General features: G+C 74.2%; 17 protein-coding genes. 8 read left to right on the top strand and 9 right to left on the bottom strand.

The window, feature by feature from the left end:
* Positions 1-12: 12 nt before the first annotated feature.
* Positions 13-1,815 (bottom strand): serine/threonine-protein kinase, encoded by a 1,803-nt coding sequence (locus ACTEI_RS37865; RefSeq protein ID WP_122979713.1) that lies wholly within the window; start codon positions 1,813-1,815, stop codon positions 13-15.
* 260 nt (positions 1,816-2,075) lie between these two features.
* Here ACTEI_RS37865 and ACTEI_RS23950 point away from each other — a divergent pair, with 260 nt between their 5' ends.
* Positions 2,076-2,531, top strand: a complete 456-nt coding sequence (locus tag ACTEI_RS23950) for an LGFP repeat-containing protein (RefSeq protein WP_164466066.1) — start codon at positions 2,076-2,078, stop codon at positions 2,529-2,531.
* Between the two features lie 335 nt (positions 2,532-2,866).
* Here ACTEI_RS23950 and ACTEI_RS23945 read toward each other — a convergent pair whose 3' ends face one another.
* Positions 2,867-4,741, bottom strand: coding sequence for an ABC transporter ATP-binding protein (locus ACTEI_RS23945; protein ID WP_122979711.1), 1,875 nt, complete (start codon positions 4,739-4,741; stop codon positions 2,867-2,869).
* Positions 4,742-4,774: 33 nt separating this feature from the next.
* Positions 4,775-5,695: an esterase/lipase family protein gene (locus ACTEI_RS23940; RefSeq protein ID WP_239082507.1), complete on the bottom strand. Its 921-nt coding sequence runs from the start codon at positions 5,693-5,695 to the stop codon at positions 4,775-4,777.
* 236 nt (positions 5,696-5,931) lie between these two features.
* Between ACTEI_RS23940 and ACTEI_RS23935 the strand changes: the two genes are divergently transcribed.
* From ACTEI_RS23935 to ACTEI_RS23915, 5 genes are all read left to right on the top strand, one after another.
* Complete coding sequence (locus tag ACTEI_RS23935; protein WP_122979710.1) at positions 5,932-7,005, top strand: hypothetical protein; 1,074 nt, start codon at positions 5,932-5,934, stop codon at positions 7,003-7,005.
* A 349-nt stretch (positions 7,006-7,354) separates the two neighbouring features.
* The gene (locus ACTEI_RS23930) at positions 7,355-8,725 is read left to right on the top strand and encodes a pyridoxal phosphate-dependent decarboxylase family protein (protein ID WP_122979709.1); all 1,371 of its coding nucleotides are present in this window, start codon (positions 7,355-7,357) and stop codon (positions 8,723-8,725) included.
* A 140-nt stretch (positions 8,726-8,865) separates the two neighbouring features.
* Positions 8,866-9,393 (top strand): GNAT family N-acetyltransferase, encoded by a 528-nt coding sequence (locus tag ACTEI_RS23925; protein ID WP_164466065.1) that lies wholly within the window; start codon positions 8,866-8,868, stop codon positions 9,391-9,393.
* Between the two features lie 112 nt (positions 9,394-9,505).
* The gene (locus ACTEI_RS23920; protein WP_203723730.1) at positions 9,506-11,104 is read left to right on the top strand and encodes an ABC transporter transmembrane domain-containing protein; all 1,599 of its coding nucleotides are present in this window, start codon (positions 9,506-9,508) and stop codon (positions 11,102-11,104) included.
* On the top strand, positions 11,101-12,822 hold the full coding sequence (locus ACTEI_RS23915) for an ABC transporter ATP-binding protein (RefSeq protein WP_122979706.1): 1,722 nt from the start codon (positions 11,101-11,103) through the stop codon (positions 12,820-12,822). Before ACTEI_RS23920 ends, ACTEI_RS23915 begins: the two co-directional genes overlap by 4 nt.
* Here the strand turns inward: ACTEI_RS23915 and ACTEI_RS23910 are convergent.
* Together ACTEI_RS23910 and ACTEI_RS23905 are read right to left on the bottom strand one after the other, a co-directional pair.
* Positions 12,810-13,235, bottom strand: a complete 426-nt coding sequence (locus ACTEI_RS23910) for a PRC-barrel domain-containing protein (RefSeq protein ID WP_122979705.1) — start codon at positions 13,233-13,235, stop codon at positions 12,810-12,812. The genes ACTEI_RS23915 and ACTEI_RS23910 overlap by 13 nt on opposite strands.
* Before the next feature lie 191 nt (positions 13,236-13,426).
* Positions 13,427-15,487 carry a phosphocholine-specific phospholipase C gene (locus ACTEI_RS23905; protein WP_262384632.1) on the bottom strand — a complete coding sequence of 687 codons (2,061 nt, stop codon included), beginning with the start codon at positions 15,485-15,487 and terminating at the stop codon, positions 13,427-13,429.
* A 111-nt stretch (positions 15,488-15,598) separates the two neighbouring features.
* On the opposite strand from ACTEI_RS23905, the gene ACTEI_RS23900 reads away from it, so the two are divergent.
* On the top strand, positions 15,599-19,027 hold the full coding sequence (locus ACTEI_RS23900) for an AfsR/SARP family transcriptional regulator (protein WP_122979703.1): 3,429 nt from the start codon (positions 15,599-15,601) through the stop codon (positions 19,025-19,027).
* 1 nt (position 19,028) lies between these two features.
* Here ACTEI_RS23900 and ACTEI_RS23895 read toward each other — a convergent pair whose 3' ends face one another.
* Positions 19,029-19,712: a response regulator gene (locus ACTEI_RS23895; RefSeq protein WP_122979702.1), complete on the bottom strand. Its 684-nt coding sequence runs from the start codon at positions 19,710-19,712 to the stop codon at positions 19,029-19,031.
* Positions 19,709-20,851 (bottom strand): sensor histidine kinase, encoded by a 1,143-nt coding sequence (locus ACTEI_RS23890; protein WP_145830916.1) that lies wholly within the window; start codon positions 20,849-20,851, stop codon positions 19,709-19,711. The genes ACTEI_RS23895 and ACTEI_RS23890 overlap by 4 nt, the downstream gene beginning before the upstream one ends.
* Before the next feature lie 167 nt (positions 20,852-21,018).
* Between ACTEI_RS23890 and ACTEI_RS23885 the strand changes: the two genes are divergently transcribed.
* The gene (locus ACTEI_RS23885; RefSeq protein ID WP_122979700.1) at positions 21,019-23,169 is read left to right on the top strand and encodes an MMPL family transporter; all 2,151 of its coding nucleotides are present in this window, start codon (positions 21,019-21,021) and stop codon (positions 23,167-23,169) included.
* A gap of 210 nt (positions 23,170-23,379) precedes the next feature.
* Here the strand turns inward: ACTEI_RS23885 and ACTEI_RS23880 are convergent, their stop codons facing one another.
* Positions 23,380-24,195 (bottom strand): ABC transporter permease, encoded by an 816-nt coding sequence (locus ACTEI_RS23880; protein WP_122979699.1) that lies wholly within the window; start codon positions 24,193-24,195, stop codon positions 23,380-23,382.
* Positions 24,192-25,178 (bottom strand): ATP-binding cassette domain-containing protein, encoded by a 987-nt coding sequence (locus tag ACTEI_RS23875; RefSeq protein WP_122979698.1) that lies wholly within the window; start codon positions 25,176-25,178, stop codon positions 24,192-24,194. The genes ACTEI_RS23880 and ACTEI_RS23875 overlap by 4 nt, the downstream gene beginning before the upstream one ends.
* Positions 25,179-25,230: the final 52 nt, after the last annotated feature.

The following is a 25,230-nucleotide window of genomic DNA, read 5'->3' as shown; positions in this document are numbered from 1 at the left end:
GGAATTCCGGGGCTATTCGCAGCCCACGAAGTCGCTGTCGAAGGTGAGCGGGCCGATCGAGCCGCCGAACTTCACGCAGGTGCCCGGGGCGGTGGCGGTGACCGGGCCGGCGAAGTACTGCACCGGCCCGCTGTCGGTGATCCGGTCCTGGCCCTGCACCTGCAGATAGGCCGACGCGGCGGCCTTGCGCTCCAGTCCGGCGGTCCGCACCGTGACCACGCAGTACGACGCGTCGGAGTCGCGGTACAGCAGGTGGACCCGGCCCTGCACGGCGCCCGCGGACGTCAGGTCGGTCTGTTGGCGCGGCTCGTAACCGCCACCGCACGCCTCGCCCGGGTCCGTCTCCCGGGCGTCCTCCTCCGGCAGCGGCGTGTCCCGGTCCGGCTCGTCCTCCTCCGACTCCTCGGGCGTGACGGCGTCCGCCGGCTCGTCGTCCGGCTCCGTGGTCTGCTCGGCCCGCTTGCGGGTCGGCGTCGGCCGGGCCGGCTTGCCGGTGGGGCCGGGTTGCGCCTGCTGGCCGGCGCCGGCGGTGACCTGGGGTTGCTGTGTGTCGGCGGAGTCCGGCCACACCGCCAGCAGCACGCCGCCGCCGACGAGGATCAGGCCGGCCGCGGCGGCCACCAGGCCCGGATTCCGCCTGCGGCCCCGGCCGGCAGGTTCGGCCGCCGCCGGGAAGTCCGGCGGCGCGGCGGCTCCGAAGGCGGCCCCGGCCGGGTGCGGTCCGGACGGCGGCACGGCCGCCTGCACGGCGGTCGCGGGCATCGGCCGGTGCGGTCCGGTCGCGGGCGTCGGCCGGTGCGGTCCGGTCGCGGGCGTCGGCCGGTGCGGTCCGGTCGCGGGCATCGGCCGGTGCGGTCCGGTCGGCGGCGTCGCGGGGTGCGCCGAGGTGGGCGGCATCGCCGGGTGCGGTCCGCTCGGCGGGGCGGCCCGGTGCGGAACCGTCGGCGCACCCCAGGCGCCGGTCGGCGCGACCGGGCCGCCGTGCGGGGCGCGACCGGCGTTGCGGGCCGCGTCGGCGAAGGCGGCTCCGCTCGGGAAGCGCTGCGCCGGGTCCTTGGCCAGCGCGCGCATCACCACCGCCGCGACCGCCCGGGGCACGTCCGGCGGCAGGACCGGGGGCTGGCCGTGGACCAGCTGGGTGAGCACCGCCAGCGGGTTGTCGCCGACGTACGGCGGGCGGCCGGTCAGGCAGGCGTAGGCGACCGCGCCCAGGGCGTACACGTCGGTGGCGGCCGTGACCGGGCGGCCCTCCGCCTGTTCCGGCGCCATGTAGTTGACCGACCCCATCACCACGTTCGTGCTGGTGATGCCGGTGACCCCGAGGGACCGGGCGACCCCGAAGTCGACCAGCACGATCGCTCCGTTCGGCCGGACCAGCAGGTTGGCGGGCTTGACGTCGCGGTGGATGATGCCGGCCTGGTGCGCCGCGTGCAGCGCGTCGGCGACCCCGGCGGTGAGGGTCATCGTCTCGGCCGGTGAGAGCCGCCCGGCCTGCTGGATCCGGTTCGACAGCGATGTGCCCTCGATGAACTCCATCACCAGGTAGTCGAATCGTTCGCCGTCGACGACCGCGTTCTCGCCGTAGTCGTAGACCTGGACCACGCCGGGATGCCGCAGCTGGGCCATCATCCGGGCCTCGGAGCGGAACCGGGTGATGAACTCCCGGTCCGACATCAGGGCCGGCAGCAGCACCTTGACCCCGATCTCGCGGCGCAGCAGCAGGTCACCGCCGCGCCACACCTCGCCCATCCCGCCCGCCGCGATCCGGTGGGTCAGCTGGTAGCGGTCGTTGAGCACGATTCCCGGGGCAAGCACCGGATCATGCTAGTCGGCGGACCGCGCCGGCGGTTGCGGTGATCATCATGCGGGCGCGGTGGTCTCCGGCTCCCCACCTGCTGCGGTACGACCGCCGCCGCCCGCCGTCCCGCGCCGGATGCCCGCGCGAGGTCGCGGCGAGGCGGGGCTCACATCGCGCACTCCGGTTGCGACCGGCTGAAGTAGGGCGAAAGCCCCACGACGATATGCCGGGAATGGTACGAATATCGAGTAATGCCCGGCGACAGCTTTGGATGGCCATGAAACTTCGAGCATGGAAAGCGGTCACGCTCGGCCTCGTCGCCGCGACGATGGGCGCACCCGTGGCCGCGCACGCTGGCGGAAGCGAGATCACGGACAAGGCCGCGACCTACTGCCGCCTCCGGGTGCACGGCGGCATCCTGGCGAAATACATTCTCCTGGGGTCGGACAAGGGCCGGTTCGGCTGCCCGCTCGGCATCGAGCAGGCGGCGGCCGACAAGGGGCGGATGCAGCAGTTCGACGGCGGCTCGATCTACTGGTCCCGGACGACCCACGCGCACGCGGTCTCGGGTCGCATCCTGGAACTGTGGCAGGGCAACCGGGGCGAGGCGGGCTGCCTGGGCTATCCGATCGACGAGGAGGCGCCCACCCCGGACGGGCGCGGGCGGGTCCAGCACTTCGAACACGGCGCCATCTGGCACTGGAACGACGGCCGGGTCAGCGCCGTCTGCTGATCGGCGACCGGCGGTGTGCCGGGCGGTGGGCGCTCCCGCGGGTGTGCCGGGCGTCGAGCGCCTCGCACCGTCGGGACGCGGTTGCCCGGCAGGCCGTTCCCGCGGGCGGTGAGCCACTTGACCGCGCCGGTGAAGGCGTTGGCCGCCCGCCGCGGAGCCAGGTGTCCCCGCAGCGTGCGAGAGCACTGCTCCCCCCTGTTGACGGCGGGCTCATCTCATCGCTCTCTGTCAAGAGCAGTGCTCTCACTGCTGGGTCGATCGGCAGGCGTCCCACCCGCCCCGCAAACGCACACCCCGGGCGGCCCGGTCCGGGGCCGCCCCGACGGCTGCCGGGATCAGGCCGCGGCCCGGTCCTGATCGAACTGGGTGCGGTACAACTCCTGGTAGCGACCGCCGGCCGCGAGCAGCGACCGGTGGGTGCCGCGCTCGACGATCCGGCCGTCCTCGACGACCAGGATCTGGTCGGCGGCGCGCACCGTGGACAGCCGGTGCGCGATCACCACCGCGGTGCGGCCGGTCAGCGCCTCGCCGAGCGCCGCCTGCACCGCCTGCTCCGAGGTGGAGTCCAGATGGGCGGTCGCCTCGTCCAGGACCACCACCCGCGGCCGGGCCAGCAGCAGCCGGGCGATGGTGAGCCGCTGCCGCTCGCCGCCGGACAGCCGGTACCCGCGCTCGCCGATCACCGTGTCCAGGCCGTCCGGCAGCGCCTCGACCAGGTCGGCGATGTGGGCGCGGCGCAGTACGTCCCAGATCTCCTCCTCGGTCGCCTCCGGCCGGGCCAGCAGCAGGTTCGCCCGGACCGTGTCGTGGAAGAGGTGCCCGTCCTGGGTGACCACGCCCAGCGTGGCCCGCAGCGACGCGGCGCTGACGTCACGCACGTCCACCCCGGCCAGGCGCACCGCCCCGGCGTCCGGGTCGTAGAGCCGCGGCAACAGGCTCGCCATCGTCGACTTGCCCGCCCCGGACGAGCCGACCAGCGCGACCATCTGCCCCGGCTCGGCCTTGAACGACACGTCGTGCAGCACCTCGGTCCCGCCCCGGGTGTCCAGGGTGGCCACCTCCTCCAGCGAGGCCAGCGACACCTTGTCCGCCGACGGGTACGCGAAGCGCACCGCGTCGAACTCCACCGACACCGGCCCGTCCGGCACCGGCCGGGCGTCCGGCTTCTCCTCGATCAGCGGTTTCAGGTCGAGCACCTCGAAGACCCGCTCGAAGCTGACCAGCGCGCTCATCATCTCCACCCGGGCGCTGGCCAGCGAGGTCAGCGGGGCGTAGAGCCGGGTGAGCAGGATGGCCAGCGCGACCACGGCGCCCGGCTCCAGCGTGCCGCGCAGCGCGTAGTACCCGCCCAGGCCGTAGACCAGGGCGATGGCCACGCCGGAGACCGAGACCAGCGCGGTCAGGAACACCCACTGGGTCATCGCGGTGCGTACCCCGATGTCACGGACCCGCCGGGCCCGGGCGGCGAACTCGGCCGACTCGGCGTCCGGCCGGCCGTACAGCTTGACCAGCGTCGCGCCCGGCGCCGAGAAGCGCTCGGTCATCTGCGTGTTCATCGCCGCGTTGTGCCGCGCGGCCTCCCGCTCCAGACCGGCCAGCCGGCCGCCCATCCGGCGGGCGGGCAGCACGAAGACCGGCAGCAGGACCAGCGCCAGCAGGGTGATCCGCCAGGAGATGCCGAGCATCACGATCAGCGTCAGGACCAGCGTGACCAGGTTGCCGGCCACCCCGGAGAGGGTGTCGCTGAACGCCCGCTGCGCCCCGATCACGTCGTTGTTGAGCCGGCTGACCAGCGCGCCGGTCCGGGTCCGGGTGAAGAACGCGACCGGCATCCGCTGCACGTGGTCGAAGACCGCGGTCCGCAGGTCCAGGATCAGCCCCTCGCCGATGCGCGCGGAGAACCACCGCTGCACCAGGCCGAGCCCGGACTCGCTGAGCGCGGCCACCGCGATCGCGACGGCCAGAGTGGTCACCAGCCCGGTGTCGGCGCCGTCGACGATCGCGTCGACCACCCGTCCGGCCAGCACCGGAGTGGCCACCGCCAGAATCGCGGTGATGATGCTGACCAGCAGGAAACCGGTGAGCGCCCGGCGGTGCGGCCGGGCGAACCCGGCGATGCGCCGCAACGTCGCCAGCCGGAACGGTCTCCGGTCGTCCTGCTGGTGCATCGCGTGGTACATCGAATTCCATGCCGCCATCTCCATGCTCATGCCGGCACCGTGTCACCTCACCCTTGGTTGAGGTCAAGGTGATTGCCGTCGAAGCGGCGGCTCCGCGGTCAGCTGCGGCGTGGTCAGCATGGAGCGGGCGCTCTGTGCCAGCGCCGCCGCCGCGTTCGCCGGGAAGCGGAACAGGTCCACCGCCGGCATCAGCGGCCATCCGCAGGTCGCCCGGCTCACCCGGGACAGCCGGGCCGGGCCGGGATGCCGGATCGCGTCCATGCCGAGCAGCCAGGCGGCGTTGTCGTAGGCCATCCCGAAGTGCTCGACGGCCTCCAGCGGGCACAGTTGCTGCACCGCGATGTTGCTGACGTTGCGCGCCGCCGGCAGGGCCGACGACCGGTACGGCAGGATGATCTCGTCGTAGCGCGTGTAGAGCTGCGTGTAGTCGATGCCCGGCCAGGTCTGCGGCCCCCGGTTCAGGTCGGTCAGGAACGCCGACCCGGCCCGCTGCTGCCAGTACGCCGCCGAGCAGACCCGGGTGACCGCGCACTGCACCACGAACTCCTGCGTGCCGTGGTTCGAGGCGGCCAGGGACACGTAGTCGTCGACCATCCGCCGGGTCTCCGGCCGGTACTTCAGCACCCAGCGCCCGATCATCCCGCCCTGGCTGTGCCCGAGCAGGTCGATCCGGGCCCCGGTGGCGCGGTACAGGTGGCGGATGGCGTGCCCCACCCGCCGCCCGGCGATCTGGATGTCACCGTTGCCGCTGTCCGGCAGGTCCACCTCGCAGTGCGCACGGCCCTCCCGGTCGAAGGCCCGGACCCAGTTCCAGGAGAAGTTCGCCCGGGCGTTGGAGGTGGTGCCGTGGATCAGCAGCACCGGGGTACGCCCGGCGCGGGCGCTGGCCGCCGGATCGCCGGTGCAGTGCAGGTCCGGATCGACCCGCGCCGCCGGGACCGGGGCCGTCAGCAGGACGGCGGAAAGCAGAATCGCTAGGCTCACGTGCTGCGAAACGATCGACGAAGGACACGGGTTGCCGGATCGGCGCCCCGGACCGGGCGCCCGGCGCGGCCCGCGACGCCGAATCACTCCGACGTGGCGACCGCGGGTCCGGCGTACGACGCGGGTCGCCGTCGCGGGCCGCGCCGAGCGGCAGCAGATGCGGCCGCGCCCCGCCGTCCGACCCGGCGGCGCGCGAACCGGACCGGGATGTCGTACCCGGCTGCGATGATCGCGCCATGCTGGTCGACACGCTGCTGGACACCACGATCCACGTGCACTACGGGTTTCTCACGCTCGGCGACTGCGACGACGATCCACCCGGGCTGGACGACGAGTTCCGCGGTCAGGTCAACGGGCTGTGCGGCGCCGCCGTGCCCGGCCGGCTCAGTATGCGCACCGGGCTGCACACCGGCCGGGTCGCCGTCCGGATCGAGCTGCACACCGACCGGCCCGCGGATCCCGGGGACGGCTGGCAGGACATCGTCGAGGTGACCTTCGCGACCGCCTCCGACGACCTCGCGCTGCGCGGTTTCGACAGCATGGAGGGACCGGTCGACCTGCCGCCCGGCACCTACCACGTGCGCTACTGCTGCGCGGACATGCAGCGCGGCCGCGATTGCGACACCCTGCTCGGCGACCAGCCGATCGACCGCTACCTGCTGCAATTCTGGCCGGTCACCGATGCGGACCGGATCGTACGGCGGGGCAGCGAGATCGCCGGCTACTGGCACCGCAAGGGCGTCGAGCCGGCGCTCGGCCGCGCGGAGCTGGCGAAGCGGATCGCCGCGCTGCGGGAGCGGCGCGGGGATGACGACGAGTGGACCGACGAGCAGTGGTCCGACACGGCGGAGGACCCGGCCGGCTGGGCGGCCGGGGGCGACCTCGGGTCAGCGGTGGCCGTGTCCGCCGGGTGGTCGGTGGCGGCGACGCCCGACCCGGCGCTGCTGCACGCCGTGGCCCGCGCCGACGAACCGCTCCGCCGGGCGGTGACCGCCTGGGCCGTCGAGCGGCTGCTCGGCGCGGCCGGCCTGCTCGACCGGCCGTGGGCGCCGCGCGCGATCCGCGCGCTGCGGGACGGGACCGAACTGCCCGACCGCCACGAGACCGGCCGCGGACTGCCCGGGCTGCCCATGCCCGGCGCGCATCCCGGCTCGCAGGCCGCGGTCGCCCAGCACCTGGCGATCGAGACGATGTACAACGTGGCGGCCGGGGACGGGTCGCCGATGGCCGCCTACGAGGCACTGATGGCGGTCATGCCGATGGGTGATCTCCGGTCGGCCGTGCGGGCGGCCTTCCCGGCACTGCTCTGATCCGGCGGCGCGCGGACCGGCCGTACCGAAGCGGGGTCAGGGACCCGGGATCTCCGCGGTGACCACCGCCTGACCGCGACCGCCCGCCGATGGCGAAGGCCACCGCGACGTGCCAGGCGATGTCCAGGCCGAGCCCGGTGGAACCGCGCCGGAGGCGCCGTGCCGCTCCGGGCGGGAACCCCCGGGCCCCGGTCGGCGACCGTGAGGACCGCGCCGCCGGGCGGACCGGTCGCCGGGGCGCCCGCCGGCCGGGCGGGTCCCGCCCCGCTGCGGGCCGGCGAGATGATCGAGGCCAGGCGCGCCGCTTTGGACCGCGACGGCCCGGCCCCGGGCGACCTACCGTGCCCTGGTGGACGCTCGCCTCGCCGCCGACCTGACCGGTCTGCCGGATCTGCTGACCGCCGCCCGGGACTACGCCGCCGAGGTGCTGGACGGGCTGCCGTCCCGGCCGGCCGCGGCCCCCGTGCCGGACTTCGCCCCGACGCCGCTGCCGGCCGGCGGAGCCGGGGCGGCCGGCGCCCTGCAGCTGTTCCGGCAACGCTGGGCGCCCGGGTTCTCCGGCAGCGCCGGGCCGCGCTACCTGGGTTTCGTGACCGGCGGCGCGACCCCGGCGGCGCTGGTCGGCGACTGGCTGACCGGCACGTTCGACCAGAACGCGGTGACCCGGCAGGACTCGTCGGCGGTGGACCTGGAACGGGAGACGGTCGGCTGGCTGCGCTCGCTGTTCGGCCTCGGCGACGCGCACACCGGCACCTTCGTCACCGGGGCCACCATGTCCAACACGGTCGGCCTGGCGATCGGCCGGGAGTGGCTCGGCGAGCGGCTCGGCGTCGACGTGGCCCGGCAGGGCGTGGCCGCGCTGGGCGACGTCGTGGTGCTGTCCGGGGCCCCGCACTCGAGCGTCTACAAGGCGCTGTCCATGCTCGGCATCGGCCGCGACCGGCTGCGGACGGTTCCGCTGCTGGCCGGCCGGGAGGCGGTCGACCCGGCGGCGCTGGAGGCCGCCCTGGCGGCGCTGGGCGGTCGCCCGGCGATCGTGGTGGCCAACGCGGGCACCGTCAACACGGTCGACTTCGACGACCTGCGGGCCATCGCCGCGCTGCGCGAACGCCACCCGTTCTGGCTGCACGTGGACGCCGCGTTCGGCGCGTTCGCCGCGCTGTCGCGCGAGCACGCGCACCTGGTCGCCGGGCTGGACCTGGCCGATTCGGTCTGCGTCGACCTGCACAAGTGGCTCAACGTGCCGTACGACGCCGCGGTGCAGTTCACCCGGCGCCGGGACCTGCAGGTCGCCGTGTTCCAGAACTCGGCCGCCTACCTCACCGCCCCGGCGGGCGACCCGGACCTGTTCCACCTGACCCCGGAGAACTCGCGGCGGCTGCGGGCGCTGGCCGCCTGGTTCGCCCTCGCCGCCTACGGCGCCGCCGGCCACCGCGAGATCGTGACCCGCAACATCGCCGCGGCGCACCGGCTGGGCGAGCGGCTCGCGGCGGTTCCCGGCGTGCGGTTGCTGTCCCCGGTACGCCTCAACGTCGTCTGCTTCACCGTCGACCGGGACGTGCCCGCCCTGCTCGACGCCGTGGCCCGCTCCGGCGCGGCGTTCCTGACGCCGACCGTGCACCACGGGGTCCCGGCCGTGCGTGCCGCCTTCGCCAACTGGCGCACCCGGGAGTCCGACGCCGACCGCGTGGCCGACCTGCTGAGCGAGCTGCTCACCTGACCCCGGCCGGGCGGCCCGGCCCGGTGGCGGCACCGCCCCGGGCCGGGGCCACCCGTCGGGCAGCCCCGGCCGGGTCGCGGTCGGGACGCGTGACGAGCAGCCCGCGTGCCCGGCGCCGGGGCTGATCTACCCTGGGCGGCGTGCCAGGAACATCGCTGACCGCTGTTGCCCGTCCCGCGACCGGCGTCGATGCGCCCCGGATCGCGCAGATCTGCGCCACGGCGTACCGCGCTGCCCACCACGAGCTGCTGCCGGCCGGCTACATCGACCGGACCGTCGCGGTCTACTTCGGCGCCGAGCGCGTCGCCCGGCAGGTGCCGGCCGCCCCGCCGGGCTGGTTCGGATACCAGGTCGCCGAGCGGGACGGCCGGCTGCTCGGCGCGGCCGGCGGCGGGCTGACCGCCCCCGGCGTCGGCGAGCTGCACCTGATCTACCTGGAGCCGGGTGAGCGTGGCCGCGGGCTCGGCACCCTGCTGCTGGACCGGGTGATCGAGCAGATCCGGGCGGCCGGCGGCACCGAGGTGTGGCTGTCGGTGTTTCTCGGCGACGCCGCCGGGATCGGTTTCTACCGCTCCCGCGGGTTCCAGCCGGTGGAGACGGTCCGCGCCGATCTGTCCCGCGAGGACGACCACATCCGAAGCCTGCGGATGCGCCGCCCGCTGAACTGACGCGGACCGGATAAACCGGTTCCGCCGCACCGGCCCGGTGGGCAGGATGTCCGGTGTGGAGCGCGGACCAGGTCGGTACCTGTGGTGGCTGGCGCGACGGCTCAGGGGCCGGGTGGCGCTCGGCGCGCTGTTCGGCTCGCTGTGGTTCGTGAGCCTGGCGGCGATGCCGTACCTGATCTCCCAGGCCATCGACCGCGGCCTGGGCCCGCGCCGCCCGGGCCCGCTGCTCGCCTGGTGCGCGGCCGTGCTGGCGATCGGGCTGACCAGCGCCGGGCTCGGCGTGCTGCGGCACCGCAGCATGACCAAGCTGCGGATCGCCGCCGCGCTGCGCACCGCCGACCTGGTGCTGACCCACGCCACCCGGCTCGGCGCCGCCCTGCCCCGCCGGATCACCACCGGCGAGGTGGTCACCATCGGGATCTCCGACGTGTGGCTGATCGGCCGGGCGATGAACGCCGCCGGCATCGGCGGGGCCGCCATCCTGGCCTGCGCGGTCATCGCCGCGCTGCTGCACCACACCGCCCCGGCGCTCGGACTGGTCGTGCTGGTCGGGGTGCCGGGGCTGGGCGCGGTGGTCGGGCCGTTGCTGCGCCGCACCCAGCGCTCCGGCTCGCGGTACCGGGAGCGGCAGGGCGCGCTCAACACCCGGCTGGTCGACGTGGTCGGCGGCCTGCGGGTGCTCGGCGGCCTCGGCGGCGGCGACGTGCACCTGGCGCGCTACGTGCGCGAGTCCGCCGGCCTGCGCGACCTGGGCTACCGGGTGGGTCGCCCGGCCAGCTGGGTCGGCGCGCTCGGGGACGGGCTGCCGCTGGTGTTCCTGGCCGTGGTGGTCTGGGTGGCCGCGCGGATGGCGGCGGCCGGCGAGATCACCGTGGGGCAGCTGGTGGCCGTCTACGGCTACACCGCGATGCTGGTCGTCCCGGTCAGCGTGCTGATCTTCTGCGGGTTCGACCTGACGTACGGCCTGGTCGCCGCCCGCCGCGTCACCGGCTTCCTGAACCTGCCGCTGGACGACCCGGCCGGCGCCCCCGCGCCGCCGGGCCCGGCCACGCTGTACGACCCGGAGTCCGGGGTGACCGCCGAGCCGGCCCGGCTGACCGCGCTGGCCGGCGCCCGCCCGGCCGACGCGATCGAGGTGCTCGACCGTCTCGGCCGCTACACCCCCGCCGCGGCCGGCTGGGGCGGCCGCCGGCTGGACACGATCGCCCGCGACGAGGTCCGCGACCGGATCCTGGTCGCCGAGAACGGCGCCGACCTGTTCGCCGGGCCGCTGCGTGAGGTGGTGGCCGGCCGGCACGACCCGGACGACGGCCGGATCCGGGCCGCGATCCACACCGCGGTCGCCCACGACGTGGCCGCCGACCTGGACCGGCCGGTCGAGTGGGGTGGCCGCAACCTCTCCGGCGGGCAGCGGCAGCGGCTGCGGCTGGCCCGCGCCCTGTACGCCGACCCGGAGATGCTGCTGCTGGCCGAGCCGACCTCGGCGGTCGACGCGCACACCGAGTCGGCGATCGCCGACCGGCTGGCCGCCGCCCGCGCCGGCCGGGGCACCGTGGTGGCGACCACGTCACCGGTGCTGCTGGACCGCGCCGACACCGTGCACTACCTGGTCGGCGGCCGGGTCGCGGCCACCGGCACGCACCGGGAGCTGCTGGCCGCCGAGCCCGGCTACCGCGCCCTGGTCACCCGGGTGTTCGGGGTGGACGGGTGAGCGCCGCGCTGCCGGTCGCCGGACAGCGGCAGGTGCTGCGCGCCGCGCTGCGGCTGATCGCCGCCGACCGGCGCGCGGCGGCCACGCTGATCCTGCTGAACTCGCTGGCGGCGATCGCCGCGCTGGGCGGGCCGTGGCTGCTCGGCCGGGTGATCGACACGGTGGCCGCCGGGGGTGGCCCGGACGCGGTGGACCGGCTCGCGCTGGCCGTGCTGGGCTGCGCGGTCGCCCAGATGCTGCTGTCGCGGGTGGGGCTGGCGTGCGCGTACCGGTTCGGGGAACGCACCTCGGCCCGGATCCGGGAGACCTTCCTGCGCCGGGCGCTGGCGCTGCCCGCCTCCGTGGTGGAGCGGGTGCCGGCCGGCGACGTGGCCGCCCGTGGCACCACCGACGTGGACGTGGTCGCCACCACCCTGCGCGACATGCTGCCGCGGATCCTGATCGGCCTGGTGGAGATGGTGTTCATCATGGTCGCGGTGGTGGTGCTCGACCCGCTGCTCGGCGTGGCCGGGGTGCTCGGCCTGTCCGGCATCTGGTTCGTCACCCGCTGGTACCTCAGCCGCGCCCGGGACGCCTACCTGCGCGAGGGCGACGCCAACTCGTGGCTGGCCGAGGAGCTGGCGGCGACCACCTCGGGCGCGCGGACCGTGGAGGCGTTCGGGCTGGCCGGCCGGCGGCTGGCGGCCGGGCACGCGGCGATCGCCGAGACCCGCCGCACCCGGCTGGTCACCCTGGGCCTGCGCAGCGTCTTCTTCCCGCTGGCGGAGATCTCCTACGCGGTGCCGGTGGTGCTGGTCCTGCTGCTGGGCGGGATGCTCTACCTGGACGGGCGGGTCAGCCTGGGCACGGTCGGCGCGGCCGTGCTCTACGTGCGGCAGCTGGTCGGCCCGCTGGACTCGCTGCTGATCCGGATCGAGCAGTTGCAGGCGGCGGGCGCGTCGTTCGCCCGGGTGGAGGGTCTGGCCGCGGTGCCGGCGGCGCCGGCCTGCGCCGCGACGCCGCCGGCCGACGACCGGATCGAGGTCCGCGGCGTGCGTTTCGCGTACGACCGGGGCCGCGACGTCCTGCACGACGTCAACCTCACGGTACGGCCGGGGGAGCGCCTGGCCGTCGTCGGCCTCTCCGGCGCCGGCAAGTCCACGCTGGGCCGCCTGCTCGCCGGCGTCGACCGGCCCACCGCCGGCAGCGTCACCGTCGGCGGGGTCCCGGTCGCCGACCTGCCCCCGGAGCTGCTGCGCCGCCAGGTCGTGCTGGTCACCCAGGAGCACCACGTGTTCCGCGAGTCGGTGCGCGACAACCTGATGGCGCCGGTCCCGGACGACCAGCTGCGCCGCGCCCTGGCGACGGTCGGCGCGCACTGGGCCGACGACCTGGACCGCGACCTGGGCGCGCACCCGCTGGACGGGGCGCAGGCGCAGCAGCTGGCGCTGGCCCGGGTGCTGTTGGCCGGCCCGCACACGGTCATCCTGGACGAGGCGACCGCGCTGCTCGATCCGACCGCCGCCCGCGACGCGGAACGCGCCCTGGCGGCGGTGCTGCACGGGCGTACCGTGATCGCGATCGCCCACCGGTTGCAGACCGCGCACGACGCCGACCGGGTCGCGGTCATGGCCGACGGGCGGATCATCGAGCTGGGCACGCACGACGAGCTGCTCGCCGCCGACGGGTCGTACGCGGCGCTCTGGCGTTCCTGGCACCGGGCCGATCAGATGCGGTAGTACGGGTAGCCCGGATAGACGTAGCCGGTGCTCCAGAACGGCGCGTACCCGTAGTGCCGGTACAACTCGTCGTAGTACGCGGTGGCGTCGATCAGCTCGGGGTCGTATCGCGGCGCCTCGGCCACGATCTGCATCGGCTCGGCCACGTGCACCACGTCGTCGTCGATCGCCCGGATCGCCTCCACCGGCACGCACGACGCGGTCGCCCCGATCCCCAGGACGCCGCCGTGCTCCACGCGCAGCATCCGCACCTTGCCCTCCTCCGGGTCGATCAGCAGGTCGTCGACCCGGCCCAGGTCGTGCCCGTCCCGGTCGTGCACCGCGCGGCCGCGGATGTCCTCGGCCGGGTCGCCGATCATCCGGTCGGTGTCGCTGAGTCTGATCAGCTCGATGCCGGCGTTCGGCGTCGTCATGGCCTGGCCCCCTCAAGATCGGCGCTGCGGACCGCATACCCGGTCCGCCGGCCGCGCAATCCGGGCGCCCGGCCGGGTGGGCTTCCCGGGCGCCCCGGTACCGATCAGTGGTGGCTCCGGCGATGCGCGGGAGGGCTCCCCGCCAGCCGGCGCCAGGCGGCGGTCCCGCGCCCGGCGCCGGCTGGCGAGGATCAGAGCAACCCGCCCATCCCCGGGTCGGTGATGCTGTCCCGGCCGTTCTCCAGGTGGCCGGCGTACCGCGCGACCGTCTCGCCGGCGGTGACCGTGACGTCGTACCAGCCGTGGGTGCGGGCCACCTCGACCTGCGAGGTGCGGGCGGTGCCGGGGCGCAGGGCGAGGGTGGCGGCGTGCCCGGTGTAGCGGTCGGCGACGGTCGCCTCGACCCGGGTCGAGCCGGTGTTGCGGATCTCCAGCAGGACGGTGTCGTGCCGCTCGTCGTAGCGGGCCCGGACCTCGACGGCGGGTGAGCCGGCCGTGCGGCGGAAGTGGCGGTAGAAGCCGTTCGGGCCGTGCACCTCGACGTCGCCGGCGGGGAAGGTGCCGGTCAGGCGCTTGCCCGGCGCGACGGTGAAGGACAGCGGGTCGGCGCCGGAGGGTCGTACCCCGAAGACCGCCGCCGCCCGTCCGGTGTTGCGCAGCTCGACGGCGAGCCCGGCGGCCGTCCGGCGGGCGTCCGCGTGCAACGTGTACGGCAGGGCCCGGGCCGGGCGCACCCCGCGCTCCTGCTCCGGCAGCGCCGGGTCGGCCGGCGGCACCGGCGCCTGGTCCGGCCGGCGGGTCAGGTCGGACGGCCGGAACCGGGTGGTGTCCGGCAGGTCGACCGGGCGGCGGTTCGGGGTCCGGAAGTCGAAGGCGCCGGTCAGGTCGCCGGTCACGGCGCGTCGCCAGGGCGTGATGTTCGGCTCGGTGATGCCGAAGCGACGCTCCAGGAAACGGATCAGCGAGGTGTGGTCGAACAGCTGCGAATCCACCCAGCCGCCGCGGGTCCACGGCGACACCACGATCATCGGTACCCGGATGCCGAGCCCGTACGGCCCGGCCGGGTGCCCGTCGCCGCCCGGGTAGATCTCGTTGACCGTGCTGACCGTGGAGCGCGCCGGGTCGGGGGTCGGCGGCACCAGGTGGTCGAAGAACCCGCCCTCCTCGTCGTACGTCACGAACAGCGCCATCTTCGACCACACCGCCGGGTTCGCGGCGAGGATGTCGATGACCTGCGAGACGTACCAGGCGCCGTAGTGCGGTTCCCAGTTCGGGTGCTCGGTGTACGCCTCCGGCGCGACGATCCAGCTGACCGACGGCAGCGTGCCGGCGGCCACGTCCCGGCGGAAGTCGGCGAGCAGCTGGCCCGGGTCACGGCCCAGCCTGTTGACCTCGGTGCCGGTCTTGGCACGGTCGGCGAGCGGGGTGCCCGGCGCGGCGTTGCGGTACTGGTGGAAGTAGAGCAGCGAGTTGTCGCCGTAGTTGCCGATGAACGGGTCCGGCGTCCAGCCCCAGGAGCCGGCGGCGGTCAGTCCCAGCCCGACGTCCTGGTACACCCGCCAGGAGACGCCGGCCCGCTCCAGCCGCTCCGGGTAGGTCGTCCAGTCGTACCCGGCCTCGGCGTTCGTGATCACCGGGCCGCCGCCCCGGCCGTCGTTGCCGACCCAGCCGGTCCACATGTGGTAGCGGTTCGGGTCGGTCGGGCCGAGCAGCGAGCAGTGGTAGTTGTCGCAGACCGTGAACGCGTCCGCCAGCGCGAAGTGGTACGGCAGGTCGGCCCGGGTGTGATGGGTCATGGTCTGCACGCCCTTGTTGGTCACCCACCGGTCGTAGCGGCCGGCGTTCCAGGCGGCGTGGGTGTCGTCCCAGCCGTGCGGCGGGTCGGGCAGGAAGGTGCCGCCCAGGTCGGCCACGTCCGGCCGGAACGGCAGCAGCTCGGCGTCCCCGTGGCGCTGGTGCCAGACCGACCTGCCGGACGGCTGCGTCGCCGGGTGCGGGTCGGCGAACCCGCGGACGCCGCGCAGCGTGCCGAAATAGTGGTCGAAGGAGCGGTTCTCCTGCATCAGGACGATGACGTGCTCGACGTCCTCGATCGACCCGGTACGGTTGTTCGCCGGGATGGCGAGGGCCCTCTCGAGGCCCGCGGGCATGGCGGCGACCGCCGGCATCCCCAACATCTGCAGAAACTGACGACGATCCACACTGGCCACGGCGGGGCACGCTATCCACGTCAGGTGGCCGCCGGGTGACATCCGCGGGCGGGTACGGCGACGCCGGGGCGGCGCCCTGCCGTTCGGCCGCCCAGCGCGGGGCCCGGACAACCGGTTTGGTACGGGCCGCGCCCGCGCGAGAGGATCGCACCCGTGAGCGAGCACGGGGAGCGTGCCGGCCGGTTGCGGGTCGAGCTGTTCGGGGCGTTGCGGGTCAGCCGCGGGGACGCCGGCCTGGCGGTGCCCGGGGCCCGGCTGCGCGGGCTGCTCGTGCGGCTGGCGCTGGCCGCCGGGCGGCCGGTCGCCGCCGGGACGCTGGTGGACGCGCTGTGGCCGCTGGAGCGCCCGGCCGACCCGGCGAACGCGCTGCAGTCGCTGGTGTCGCGGCTGCGCCGGGTGCTCGGCGACGCCGACACGGTGACCCAGGACGAGAGCGGCTACCGCCTCGCGGTGGCCGGCGACGACGTGGACGTGGTCCGCTTCGAGCGGCTGGCCGTGCGCGGCCGGCAGCGGCTGCGGGCCGGGGACGCGGGGGCGGCGGCCGGGCTGCTGGATGAGGCGGTCGGCCTGGTGCGCGGGCCGGTGGCGCCCGAGGTCGGCGTGGTCGCCGAGGCGACCGGCGTGCGGCTGGGCCGGGCGGTCACCGCCGCGCTGGCCGATCTGGCCGAGGCGGACCTGCTGCTGGGGCGGTGCGAGGCGGCCGAGGCGCGGCTGACCCGGCTGCTGGAGGAGCCCCCGTTCGACGAGCGGGTGGTGGCGCTGCTGATGGACGCGCTGACCGTGCAGGGTCGGCAGGCCGACGCCCTGGCGCTGTACGAGCGGGTGCGCGCCGACGTCGCCGACCGGCTCGGCGCGGATCCCGGCGCGGCGCTGCGGGAACGGCACCTGCGCCTGCTGCGCGGCACGGACGTCCCGGGCCGGCCGGCGGGCGGCGGTGGCCCGGGAGCGCCCGTGAGCCCGCCGGCGACCGCATCCGGCGCCGCGACGGCGGGCCCGGCCACCGGCGGGGACCGCGGCCCCCGACCGGCCACCGGCGGGGACGCCGCCGTGCCGGGCCCGGCCGCCACCGGCCGCCCGGGCGTACCGCAGCTGGGCCCGCCGGAGCGGGCGTGCCCGGCGCCGAGCAACCTGCCGGAGCCGCTGACCAGCTTCATCGGCCGGGAGGCGGATCTGGACCGGATCGCCGGCCTGCTCGCCGCCGGGCGGCTGATCACCGTGCTCGGGCCGGGTGGCGCCGGCAAGACCCGGCTGGCCACGCAGGCGGCGCGGCAGCGCCGCGGGGACTACCGCGACGGTGTCTGGCTGATCGATCTGGCCTCGGTGACCGCGCCGGCCGAGCTGCCGGCGGCGGTGCTGACCGCGACCGGGCTGCGCGCCGCGGCGATCTTCGAGCAGTCGCTGCGGCTGGAGGGGCGCAGCGACGTGGACGTGCTGGTGGATCAGTTCGCCGGCCGGCAGTGCCTGTTCGTCGTGGACAACTGCGAGCACCTGATCGACGCGGTGGCGCATCTGGCCACCGCGTTGCTGGTGCGGTGCCCGGCGCTGCGGATCCTGGCGACCAGCCGGGAGCCGCTGGCGGTGGACGGCGAGGCGCTGGTGCCGCTGGGGCCGCTCGGGGTGCCGGAGCGGGCCGATCTGGACGAGGCGCTGGCGGCCCCGGCGGTGCGCCTGTTCGCCGAGCGGGCCGCCGCGGTGCTGCCCGGGTTCGTGGTGGACGTGTCGACCGTGGCCGACGTGGTGCAGGTGGTGCGGCGCCTGGACGGGTTGCCGCTCGCCCTGGAGCTGGCCGCCGCCCGGCTGCGTACGCTCGGCCTGCGGGAGCTGGCGAACGGGCTGGACGACCGGTTCCGGCTGCTGACCACGGGCAGCCGGACGGCCCTGCCACGGCATCGGACGCTGCGCGCGGTGATCGCCTGGAGCTGGGATCTGCTGGCTGACGACGAGCGGGCGCTCGCCGAGCGGGTCTCGGTGCTGCCGGCCGGGGTCACGGTCGTTTCGGCGACCGCGGTGTGCGCCGACGCGCGGGTGCCGGCCGCGCGGATCCCGGATCTGCTGGCCGCGCTGGTCGACAAGTCGATGCTGCAGCTGGCCGCTGACGGCGGGCGCTACCGGATGCTGGAGACGCTGCGCGAGTACGGCATCCACCGGCTGGCCGGGCAGGGCACGCTCACCGCTGTCCGCGGGCTGGCCGCGAAGCATCTGGCCGGCCTGGTCGCCGAGCACGATCCGCGGCTGCGCAGCGCCGAGCAGCTGGACGCGCTGCGGGTGCTGCGCGCCGAGTACGACAACGCGCTCGCCGCGCTGCGCCACCTGTGCGATGCCGGGGACGCCGGCGGCGCGCTGCGGCTGGCGATGAATCTGTGCTGGTACTGGCAGATGTTCGGCCGGCACGTGGATGCCGCGTTCTGGCTGAACGAGGCGCTGCGGGTGCCGGGGGAGGGCCACCGGCTGATCCGTGACTGCGCCGAGGCGGTGCTGATGCTCAACCGGGTCAGCTCGGATCACCTGGTCGCGCCGGAGAACCCGGAACAGCGGCGGCAGCGGATGCGCGACCTGGCCGAGCGGCTGATCGCGCACCCGCGGCTGCCGGGCATGGTGGGCGCGCTGTCGGCGGTGGTGCTCTACATGGCCGACGAGCCGGATGCCGCCCTGGCCCGGATGGACCAGCTGGTGGCCGGTCCGGACCGGTGGGCGGCCGCGCTGGCGCGGCTGTTCCGGGCGCAGGTGGCGGAGAACAACGGCGACATCGCGCAGGTGCGCGCGGATGTGGCGGGCGCGCTGGCCGGCTTCCGGTCGGCCGGCGACCGCTGGGGGCAGGCGACCGCGCTGCCGTTGCGGGCGCTGCTGCGGCAGTACGAGGGTGATCTGGACGGCGCGCTCGCCGACCTGCACACGGCGAAGGCGCTGGCGGGCGAGTTCGGCTCGCTGGACCTGGGCGACGAGATCTTCATCGACCTGCGCCGGGCCGACCTGCATCTGCGCCGCGGCGAGCTGGACGAGGCGCGCGCCGCGATGCGGGTCGCCCGGGCGTGGGCCGAGCGGTCCACGTTCCCGCAGATGCGGCTGCTGATCGACGCCCTGGAGGCGGGGATGCTGGTCAAGCTCGGCGAGCTGGACCGGGCCGAGGAGCTGATCGAGCAGGCCGGTTCGCGGATGTCTGCCGACGGTGCGCAGTTCATGAACGGCGACCACGGCACCGTGATCGTCGAGGGGGTGCGGGCGTCGGTGGCGATCCGCCGGGGTGATCCGGTGCGGGCCGGGCAGGCGCTGGTGCGGGCGTATGCGGCGGCGCAGGAGACCCGCGACATGCCGATCCTGTCGCTGGTGGCGGTGGGGGCGGCCGGGCTGGCGGACCTGCTGGGCCGGCCGCGGGAGTCGGCGCAGCTGCTGGGCGCGGCGGCCCGGCTGCGTGGCGCGCACGATCCGACCGAGTTGCAGGTGGCCGAGCTGACCCGGCGCAACCGGGCGGCGCTGGGCGAGGACGGGTTCGCCGAGGCGTACGCGGCGGGCTGGGGCCTGGACGCGGGTACGGCGCTGGCCCGGGTGGACCCGGGCCGGCTGCATCACGTCCTGGACGCCTAGCCTAGCCTTCGGGCAGTACGTCGCCCGGGCTCACCAGGCCGCTCTGATAGGCAAGGACCACCAGCTGTGCGCGGTCGCGCGCGTGCAGTTTCGTCATGGCGCGGTTGATGTGGGTCTTGGCGGTCAGTGGGGACAGGAAGAGCCGGGCGCCGATCTCCTCGTTCGACAGGCCGTGTGCCACCAGGATCAGTATTTCCCGTTCCCGTTCGGTGAGCACGTCGAGCGTCTCGGTGGTTCGTGTCGTTTGCGGGTGCAGACTCCGCAGGAATCGGCCGATCAGCCCGCGGGTGGCGGCGGGAGAGAGCAGCGCCTCGCCCGTGGCGACGAGACGGATGGCGGCGAGCAGGTCGATGGGCGCCACGTTCTTGCCGACGAAGCCGCTGGCTCCGGCCTGCAGGGCCAGTACGACGTTGTCGTCGTCCTCGAAGGTGGTGACGATCAGGACGCGGACGCCGGCCAGGGATTCGTCGGCACAGATGCGCCGGGTTGCTTCCAGACCGTCCATGACCGGCATGCGGATGTCCATGAGGATCACATCGGCGCGCCGGCTGCGGGCCAGGTCGACGGCTTCGCGGCCGTCAGCGGCTTCGGCGACCACCTGCATTCCCGGTTCCGCGTCGATGATCATCTTGAAGCCGGCGCGGATCAGCGCCTGGTCGTCGGCGAGCAGGACTCGGATGGTCACGACGTGCTCTCCAGCTCGTAGGAGGAGGTGGGCAGGGTGGCATGCAGGCGGAACCGGCCATCGGTGGTCGGTCCGGCGCTGACGCTGCCCCCGACGGCGGCGGCGCGTTCGCGCATGCCAAGCAATCCGAACCCGGAGCCTCCCGGGCGGGGCCGTCCCAGCCGGTTGGTCACCTCGACGGTCACACGCTCGCCGGTGTAGGCGAGCACGAGTTCCGCCTGGCCGTCACCGTATCGGTGGGCGTTGGTGAGGGCTTCCTGGGCGATGCGGTAGGCCGCCTGGTCGACGATCGCCGGCAACTCGGCCGGGTCGCCGTCGGTGTGCGTGTCGATGCGGAATCCGGTCGCGGTCAGCCCCTGCACGAGCTCGGGCAGACGGGTCAGGCTGGGACTGGGTTCGGCGTTGCCGGGGTCACCCGGATCGCGGAGCACCCCGACCACCGACCTGATCTCGCGGAGCACGTTGTCGGAGGCATGCCGGATCACCTCGAGCACAGGACCAGCCTGTTCCGGATGCTGCTCGATGACATGCCCCGCGGCGCCGGCCTGCACGTTGATGACGGCGATGTGGTGAGCGACGACGTCATGCAGCTCGCGAGCGATGCGCAGCCGCTCGTCCATGACCCGGCGGCGGACTTCCTGATCGCGGGTGAGTTCGGCCTGTCGTACCCGTTCGGCCATCTCCGTGAGCAGTGCCCGGCGATTGCGTATCGCGTCGCCGATGGCGCCGGTGCCACAGATCCAGGCGAACAGAGTGAACACGCTGGTGGCGTTCCACCACAGATCAGGGTGCGCGATCAAACCCACTGCGAGCAGCAGCGTGTAGACCCCGATGGAGTACAGCCAGGACCGGCGATGGGTGGTGTGCAGCGTCGCGTTGTACATCAGCAGGCCGAGCAGGAGCACGAATGTCGGTGACAGGGGCTCGGCCACCATCGTCACGGCGGTCGCAGCGGTGCCGGCGCCCAACGCCGGCGCCGGCCACCGCAGGCGCGCCAGCACGACACCGACTCCGCAGACCGCGACGGCGACCGCATGGGCGTCCCCGAACTGTCGCTCATTGACCATGGCGAACACCACGACACCGCCGGCGAGAACGAGGTGCAGAAGCTTGCTGCGCCGGAGGCCTGTTGTTCTCACCTGATCACCGTAGGCGGCGCGCGAGCCTCACATCGTCGTCCGGGCGCAGTACCGGTCGCGGGGTGCGGTTACTGCGTTCGCAGTAACCGCCGTCTGCGGCCGGACGACGATCTCCGGCCTGATCGACGAGATCGTGGGGTGTCCCCATCCGATCAGGAGATCACCGCATGGCTACCCTGCTCTACCGGCTCGGCCGGTTCTCGTTCCGTCGCCGCCGGGCGGTGGCGCTTGCCTGGCTGACCCTCCTCGTCGCCGCCATCGCCGGCATGGCCGCCCTGCAGAGGCCGTACTCGTCGACGTTGACCATCCCCGGCATCCCCGCCATGCAGACCACCGACCTGCTCGCACAGCGCTTCCCGCAGGCCGCGGGCCAGACGCCGGCATCGACGGCGTCGGCGCGGCTGGTGTTCGCCGCGCCGGATGGACAGACGCTGACCTCGGCCGGGAGCAGGACGGCGGTACGGAAGATGATCGCCGCACTCAGCGCCGCACCACAGATCGCCTCGGTCACCGACCCCTACCGGTCCCAGACCCTCAACCCCGATGCCACGGTCGGATACACCCAGGCCGCCTGGACCGTGGCGGCACCCGACCTGAGCCAGGCCGCCCGCGACGGTGTCGACAGCGCCGTACGAACGGCTCGTGACGCCGGCCTGACCGTCGAGATCAGCGGCAGCATCGCGCCCCAGGAGGAGCACGTGCCGCTCGGCGAGATCATCGGGCTGCTCGTCGCCGCGATCGTCCTGCTGATGACGCTGGGTTCGCTGATCGCCGCCGGGCTGCCCCTGCTGACCGCGTTCGCCGGCGTCGGTACCGGTGTCGCCGGCATCGGCATCGCCACCCACTTCGGCGACCTCTCGGCGACCACGTCCACGCTGGCCACCATGCTCGGGCTGGCGGTGGCGATCGACTACGCCCTGTTCATCGTCTCGCGCTACCGCTCCGAGCTCGCCGCCGGCCACGACCGGCCCGAGGCTGCCGGCCGCGCCGCGGGCACCGCCGGCAACGCCGTCGTCTTCGCGGGCCTGACCGTCATCATCGCTCTGGCCGGCCTCACCGTGGTGGACATCCCGTTCCTCACCGAGATGGGCTTGGCCGCCGCCGGCACGGTCGCCGTGGCCGTGGTCATCGCGTTGACACTGCTGCCGGCCATGCTCGGCTTCGCCGGCCACCGGATCAGGCCGGGCAAGACCCGCACCCACACCGCCGGAACGACCCTGAGCAGCCGCTGGATCGGCGCCATCGTCCGCCGCCCGGTCATCGCCGTGCTCGCCGGCGCCATCGGCCTCGGTGTCATCGCGATCCCCGCGTTCGATCTGCGCCTCGGCCTGCCGACCGAGGGCGGCGCGTCGCCCGACAGCACCCAGCGCAAGGCATACGACCTGCTCGCCGACGGCTTCGGTCCCGGTTTCAACGGCCCGCTCACCGTGGTCGTCGACGGCCCCGCCGCCAAACCCGCCGTCCGGCTCATCCAGGCCATCGACGACGTCGCCGTGGTCACCCCGCCAGTCGTCAACCACGCCGGTGACACCGCGGTACTCACCGTCATCCCCAGGAGCGCTCCGGACGCACCCGCCACCGAGACCCTCGTGCACACGGTCCGCGACCTCGACGGGATCCTCGGCGTCACCGGCACCACGGCACTCAACCTCGACGTCAGCGAGAAACTCGCCGACGCGCTGCTGCCGTATCTGATCCTGATCGTCGGTCTCGCGTTCGTTCTGCTCGTCCTGGTGTTCCGCTCCCTGCTCGTGCCGCTGAAAGCGACACTCGGATTCCTGCTGTCGGTGGCCGCCACCTTCGGCGCGCTGGTCGCGGTCTTCCAATGGGGCTGGCTGACGGATCTGTTCGCCGTCGACCAGACCGGCCCGATCATCAGCTTCCTGCCGATTCTGCTGATCGGTATCGTGTTCGGCCTGGCGATGGACTACCAGGTGTTCCTGGTGACCCGGATGCGCGAGGACTTCGTGCACGGCGCCGCACCCACCGACGCGGTCATCAGCGGCTTCACCCACGGCGCCCGCATCGTCACCGCCGCGGCGCTGATCATGATGAGCGTGTTCTTCGGATTCATGCTCGCCCCCGAGGCGATCACCAAATCGATCGGGTTCGGCCTCGGCATCGCGATCGTGTTCGACGCCATTGTCGTCCGCATGATCCTCGTACCGGCCGTCATGACGCTCCTCGGCCGCTCCGCGTGGTGGCTGCCACGCCGGCTGGACCGGGTGCTGCCCGACGTCGACATCGAAGGCGAGAAGCTCAAGCGTCACCTTGCCCCGGAACCGGCGCCGGCGGGAGATCACCTGATCCCCGGTTAGCCCTCGCCGGTGATGCGGCCCGGCGACTGCGGCCGACCGTGCCGCATCCGCCAGGCCGACGACTGCCGTGCTGAGCCGGGCCCGGCCGGCGCACCGAGCCCCGCTACCGATCGGCAACCGGTCGTGACCGGATCGGCGCGGTGCCGGTTTCCGGCAAGCATGCCCGTCGCGACGTCCGGGCTGACTTGGCCGTTCGCGTCGGCCGGGACGCTAGGTGCGCTTGCTGTAGGCGCGCAGCGCCAGCGGCACGAACACCACCAGCAGGCCGGCCATCCAGATCAGGGTGACCGTCAGGTGCTGGGCGACCGGGCCGCCGAGCAGCAGGCCGCGCGTCGCCGCGACGATCGGGGTGATCGGGTTGACGTGCACGAACGCCTGTAGCCAGCCGGGCAGGGTGTCGGTCGGGGCGAACACGTCGCTGCCGAACGACAGCGGGAAGACCAGCAGGAACATCAGGCCCTGCACGGCGCCCGGGGTGCGGACCAGCATGCCGACCCAGACCGAGATCCAGCCGAAGCACAGGCCGAACCCGATGGCCAGCGCGATCGCGGCGACGGTGGGCACGATGCCGGTCTGGATCCGGAAGCCCATGATGGTGCCGAAGGTCAGCATCACCACGCAGACGGTGAGGTAGCGGATGATGTCGGCGAGCACCGCGCCGACCAGCGGCGCGGAGCGCGACACCGGCAGGGAGCGGAACCGGTCGAAGACGCCCTTCTCGATGTCGGCGTTGAGGTTCTGGCCCAGCGCGATGCCGCCCATCGCCAGTGACTGCCCGAGCATTCCCGGCAGCAGGAGCTGCAGATAGTCGTGCCGGTTGCCGGCGATGGCGCCGCCGAACAGATAGGTGAACATCAGCAGGAAGATGACCGGCTGCAGGGTGACGTCGAGCAGGGCCTCCGGGGTACGCATGGTCTTGATCAGGCTGCGTTTGGCCAGCGCGGCGCTGTGCCGGATCAGCGCCGCGAGCGAGCCGCCGCGCGGGGTGTCGAGCTGGGGCGCCTCGGCGAGCGCTGCGGTGGTCATACGAGTTCTCCCGTGCGGTTGGTGGTGTCGTCGTTCGTCCCGGTCAGGGTGTGGAACACCTCGTCGAGGCTGGGCAGGTGCAGTCCCAGTTCGGTGACCTCGATGCCGGCGCGGCGCAGCGCCGGGAGCGCGTCGTCGAGGGCGGTGTCGGCGGCGACCGGCACCGAGGCGGCGCCGGGCCGGGATCCGGCGGCGGTGTCCGGGGTGGCGGTCATACCGGGCGCGGCGACCGTGTCGAGCACCGCGAGCACGTCGGGCAGCCGGGCCGGGTCGGCCGGGCGTACCCTGAGCGTCTGGCCGCCGACGCGGCGTTTGAGCCCGTCCGGGGTGTCCTGGGCGATCACCCGGCCGTGGTCGACGACCACGATCTCGTCGGCGAGGGCGTCGGCCTCCTCCAGGTACTGGGTGGTGAGCAGCACGCTGGAGCCCTGCGCGACCTGGGTGCGCACCACGCCCCACATGTCCTCGCGTTTGGCCGGGTCGAGCCCGGTGGTCGGCTCGTCCAGGAAGATCACTTCCGGGCGGCCGACGAGGCTGGCGGCCAGGTCCAGGCGGCGGCGCATACCACCGGAGTAGGTCTTGGCCATCCGCCCGGCCGCCTCGGTGAGGTCGAACCAGGCGAGCAGCTCGGCGGCGCGTTGCCGGGCCTGCCGGGTGGGCAGGTCGAGCAGCTGGCCGATGAGGACCAGGTTCTGGGTGCCGGTCAGGTCCTCGTCGACCGAGGCGTACTGGCCGGTCAGCCCGATCCGGCGGCGTACCTTCTGCGGCTCGCGCAGCACATCGATGCCGGCCACGTACGCGGTGCCCGCATCCGGGCGCAGCAGGGTGGCCAGCACCCGCACCGCGGTCGTCTTGCCGGCTCCGTTGGGCCCGAGCACGCCGAGCACCGTGCCCCGGCGCATGGCCAGGTCCACCCCGTCGAGCGCCTGCGTCGTACCGAAGCGTTTGCGCAGTCCCTCGGCGCGCACCACGAGATCGTCCACGATCCTCGCTCCCCCTTGTTCGTTGTCGGCTCCGAGGGTGCGCGCTCGTGCT

Source organism: Actinoplanes teichomyceticus ATCC 31121 (assembly GCF_003711105.1).
In the GTDB taxonomy this organism is placed as follows: Bacteria; Actinomycetota; Actinomycetes; order Mycobacteriales; family Micromonosporaceae; genus Actinoplanes; species Actinoplanes teichomyceticus.
This window is presented reverse-complemented; position numbering and strand designations above follow the sequence as displayed.